Genomic DNA, 4456 nt, shown 5'->3' with positions numbered 1-4456 from the left:
TCTTCGGCTCAGAAACTTCGTGTTCAGCCTGTATGGTCACATACCATTTGTCACCTGAACGGGTGATCAGGATACCTTTCACCTTTCCGATATATGGCCGGTGCATCTTGATCCGGACTGCACCGATCTTCGAGAATGTGATGACATTATGTTCTTTGTCAATCCTGAATCCAGATTGGTTAAAGTTAAGAGTCCGGTATCGGAATGCGCTCTTGAAACGGAGTTTCCCAACCTTTCGCCCCCTCTGTTTTGTCTGTGACAGGGCGGCAATATTGCTCCATAAGGTATAATTGACCATCTGGAGCACTTTAGAGTAGACTTCTTTTAGTGCAGGATTTTCATCTTTCAGTGTCACTATCCGGGCCTGTGTTTCCTTCTTCTTCAGAGGGGTGCCACAGGCCCGTGCCTCATTACATTCTTCCAGAAGTTTATTGTAGAGCCACCTACAGGTATCAAGTGCTACATTCAGTCGTGTCTCTGCAACTGGATTTGGATATGCACGATACTTGTAGGATACTATCATTCATTTCTCCATTTGGGAATCAACGTAACTTTTCAGAACATCAGGACTAACCTGACCCGATGTTGTAAGGAAATATGAGGAAGACCATAACCCATCTCCCCACAACAGCGTTTTGGTTGCAGATACTCCTGACGCAATTTGTGTGAAGACACACAATATAATTATCGTAGCGAGGAAGGGGCTCTGCTTTCATCCCCGGCCTGAAGACCGGGGACTTCCCGCTCTGCCCCTTCACCCCGCGAGTTAATCTGAAATACTCCCCCACAGAGTCAACTGAAAAATTCTTTCCTGTTGTACCATATAATTTCGTTATTTTTCAGAAATTCGTTATCCAACTTCCTTTTCCCAGCATAAATATAAATAGAATAACCCCAAAGCCTGCCGACGTATGGGTGGGACAGAGCTAATAATTCAGACACGGCTATTTCCCAATCATGGACGTGCCCGCGTCCATGAATCAGTATTGCCCTTTCCTGGGGAAAAGAAGGGGAAGTTAGGTAACATAATTACCTCCGACTGAAGATGAAAAACAAAGCAGGTCACTGTCAGCATCTACGCTGATACAATGGTCGAAAAAGGGGTGTAAAAATGAAAACAGAAAAATTTGAAAATTCAAAATATGCAAACGTGTATCTGATCGGCAGTGGTATTGCAGGACTTGCAAGTGCACATTATTTAATAAAAGATGCTGGTGTGCCGGGTGAGAACATCCATATTTTAGAGAAAGACCAAATCCCTGGTGGAGCCTTAGATGGTGCCGGAGAAACTGAAAAAGGATTTGTTGTTCGTGGAGGGAGGATGCACGAAATGCATTACGAGTGCTATTGGGAACTACTTTCTCACATTCCTTCACTGGAAGATCCAAATGTTTCAGTAAGAGACGAATCTTATGAATTTAATAAACGGTTTGTTTCAAACGGACAGGCCCGTCTATTGAAAGAAGGAAAAATATTGGATGTCTCTTCTTATGGCTTGTCATTTGAACAACAAACAGATTTTCTTAAATTAACCTATGCTTCGGAAAAATCACTAGGCAATAAACGGATAGAAGATTGGTTTGACCAAGCCTTTTTTGATACAAAATTTTGGTTAATATGGACTTCCATGTTTGCATTCCAAAAATGGAGCAGTCTTGCAGAAATGAGAAGATATATGAAAAGGTTCATCCATCTTGTTGAAGGTTTGTATAAATTGGGAGGCATAATGCGCACCAAATACAATCAATACGATTCTGTAGTAAGGCCCATGGTGAAATACCTTGAAGAAAAGGGAGTGAAGTTTGAAATGGGCAAAGAAGTTGTTGATATTGATTTCAATCAATCCGCTGACAAGAAAACAGCTACTGTCCTGCATCTCAAAGATGAAAATGAAATTGTACTTGGAAAAAATGATTTTGTGTTTATCACAAATGGCTCTATAACAGAAAGCACCGATAATGGAACCTGGGATACTCCAGCAAAATTGAAAGGTATGGAAGAGTCCGGTTCCTGGCAGTTGTGGAAGAAAATAGCAAACAAAGATAAGTCTTTCGGCAACCCGAATCCATTCTGTGACCATATTGATCTGCAAAAATGGTACTCATTTACGGCAACAATGAAAGACAGCACATTTCTCGATTACATGGAAAACTTCTCGGGCAATGTAGATGGAACAGGCGGACTTGTCACCTTAACTGATTCTAACTGGTTCATGTCAATTGTAATAGCACGGCAGCCTCACTTCCCAAACCAACCTGATGATGTTAAGATTTTTTGGGGCTATGGACTCTATCCTGATAGAAAAGGGAATTACATTGACAAAACAATGGCGGAGTGTAGCGGTGCTGAAATGTTAGAAGAGCTTTATTATCATTTGAAAATTCAGGATCTGATGAAACCGATTACAGAAGCCGGAAAGGTAAATTGTATCCCTGTTGCAATGCCGTTTATTGATAGCCTTTTTATGCCGAGAAATACTGGTGACAGACCGGATGTTATACCAAAAGGAGCAACAAATTTTGCATTTTTAGGCCAGTTTGCTGAAGCACCTAAAGATTGTGTATTTACAGTTGAATATTCTGTGAGAACGGCTCAAATGGCCGTTTATGGCTTGTTTGATACAGGTAAGAAGGTGCATCCAATGTACGATTCGGCACACAATCCAAAATATTTACTTGGAGCGCTTAAAGCAATTAGTAGATAATAACCTGAGTTTGTCAGTTTGAATTCAATCACCGGGGATACTATCCACTACAGCGATCAAAATTTTCATTTTTTTGTCCGGATAACGGAATTAAAACAGGAATCTCCCGACCGGTCACCACCCCGCTGAGAAAGACCCGTGGCTCGTATTGCGGGGTGATGAGAAGAGTGCTCTTGTCTATCTCCCCCAGCCCTCCGGCAGCGGCAATCTTCAGCATCTCCCGTGTCTTCTCTTTCGGCGGCATCCGGTAGACCAGAGCAGGAATCTCTTTGGCAAAAATCACAACCGAACCTGCTCCGGAAAGAAACTCACAGACATAATCCCGGTCGGGGGTGGGAATATCGGCAATTCCCACCTCGGTGAACAGCTCAATCCCCTCGTTCTGGAAAAAGGCCGCAATGTCCGGACCGGTCATCATTACATTCCCTTTGGCAGATTCAGGCATAAAGGAATGGGAGACAAAAATCCGGATGAGAGGAACCGATCATATCCGGCAGGAAGACGACAACAAAAGCAATACGGATACGAACAGCGGGATTCTGCCGAAAAAAAAGAAGATAAGATCAAAAACTATCAGGCTTCTGCAACGGAAACCGTCCAGTTGCCGTCACAGATGACATTGAAGAGATAGTTGTTGCTCTCGTTGATTTTCATCGTCACCACATCATCGTAGGCACCGTGGTGGAAGGCAAGAGGCATCTGACGGTCTCCGTCCATAATGACATTTCCGTCATAATCCATCAGGTGGACACCGACAACGTCATTGTTTGCTGCGGTGATGGAGAAGTTATATGTTCCCTCGTTGATCTGGAAGAACGGTGTTGCCTTGTTGGCAGCTCCGGTAAATGTCTGCGGCACGATGCCGTTGATCTGCTGTGGGAATGCGAAGTCAAGCGTCCAGTTTCCGGTGGTCTCGACCTGAACCGTTGCGTTTGCAGCCTCTTCGAGCATGAATGCCTGGCTCCAGTAGTACTTGCCGTCTTTCATCGACTGTGCAGAGACAGTTGCATTGTAGACATTCTTCACACTGATCCCGTCCTTTTCGGTCATGACGGAGACCGTGCTCTCAACAGGTGCGCCCTGCACAAGGGTAAAGAGATGAACGCCCTTTGAAAGTTCAACGGTTGCATTCTGACTGCCCTCTCCGGAGACCGTGGTCTTGGGTTCCTCTGTTGGCACAGCTGTTGCAGAAGGAGTCGCTTCTGTCGGTGCAGCGGTCACATTGGCGGTGGCTTCCGGTGTCATTTCGGCTGTCGCCTCCGGTGTCGGGGTGACATTCGTGGTAGCGGAATTATCCGTACACCCTGCGGTGATAATTGCTGCCGCAAAGAAAATAACCAGAAGGGCAGCGGAAAGGATACTTAAACTTTTTCTCATACAGAACTATTTGTTAAATAACTATATTTAACTTTATTCTGGAAACGGCCGCTAAGTACTGGAATTGTGATAAACGCTCATAAAAAAAGGGTCAAGTGTGAAAGGGGTTGGACAGCTTGATTAAAAAAGGGGCATTTCAAATGAGGAATTTCATTTTGACGGATTTGATGATTTTAGAATGATAATGCCAATAGGAAAGGATATATTTTTATTGGACTCAACTTGATCTGTTCTTAGTTTTGTTTGCATTTTCGTCGATTCAAACATTACAAAAACGTAACTATTCAGCCATGAGATCCTGAACAGTGAATGGTTTCCCTTCGGCCAACCTTTTCAATGCCTCATACACTGACTTCCCATTTTTTCTGACTGTCG

Annotated in this window: 5 protein-coding genes; 1 reads left to right on the top strand and 4 read right to left on the bottom strand. The window is 43.8% G+C overall.

Annotation, left to right across the window (positions count from 1 at the left end; translation table 11 throughout):
- Positions 1 to 523: helix-turn-helix domain-containing protein (locus tag MKMG_RS10755; protein WP_165077898.1), on the bottom strand; the 523-nt coding region annotated here is incomplete at its 3' end.
- Positions 524 to 628 carry a transposase gene (locus MKMG_RS10750; RefSeq protein WP_371415220.1) on the bottom strand — a complete coding sequence of 35 codons (105 nt, stop codon included), beginning with the start codon at positions 626 to 628 and terminating at the stop codon, positions 524 to 526.
- 483 nt (positions 629 to 1111) lie between these two features.
- Here MKMG_RS10750 and MKMG_RS10745 point away from each other — a divergent pair, with 483 nt between their 5' ends.
- Positions 1112 to 2704: an oleate hydratase gene (locus MKMG_RS10745; protein WP_165077894.1), complete on the top strand. Its 1593-nt coding sequence runs from the start codon at positions 1112 to 1114 to the stop codon at positions 2702 to 2704.
- A gap of 40 nt (positions 2705 to 2744) precedes the next feature.
- On the opposite strand, the gene MKMG_RS10740 is transcribed toward MKMG_RS10745, so the two are convergent.
- The gene (locus tag MKMG_RS10740; RefSeq protein ID WP_165077892.1) at positions 2745 to 3149 is read right to left on the bottom strand and encodes a hypothetical protein; all 405 of its coding nucleotides are present in this window, start codon (positions 3147 to 3149) and stop codon (positions 2745 to 2747) included.
- A gap of 128 nt (positions 3150 to 3277) precedes the next feature.
- On the bottom strand, positions 3278 to 4081 hold the full coding sequence (locus MKMG_RS10735; protein WP_165077890.1) for a hypothetical protein: 804 nt from the start codon (positions 4079 to 4081) through the stop codon (positions 3278 to 3280).
- Positions 4082 to 4456: the final 375 nt, after the last annotated feature.

It is taken from the genome of Methanogenium sp. MK-MG (assembly GCF_009914725.1).
Lineage (GTDB): Archaea > Halobacteriota > Methanomicrobia > Methanomicrobiales > Methanomicrobiaceae > Methanogenium.
Note: the sequence above shows the minus strand (reverse complement) of the source record. Positions and strands in the feature narration are given on the sequence as shown.

Bases quoted from the DNA above. Each gene is read 5' to 3' on its own strand.
- MKMG_RS10745 (WP_165077894.1), top strand. From the start codon at position 1,112: ATGAAAACAGAAAAATTTGAAAATTCAAAATATGCAAACGTGTATCTG.
- MKMG_RS10740 (WP_165077892.1), bottom strand. From the start codon at position 3,149: ATGCCTGAATCTGCCAAAGGGAATGTAATGATGACCGGTCCGGACATT.
- MKMG_RS10735 (WP_165077890.1), bottom strand. From the start codon at position 4,081: ATGAGAAAAAGTTTAAGTATCCTTTCCGCTGCCCTTCTGGTTATTTTC.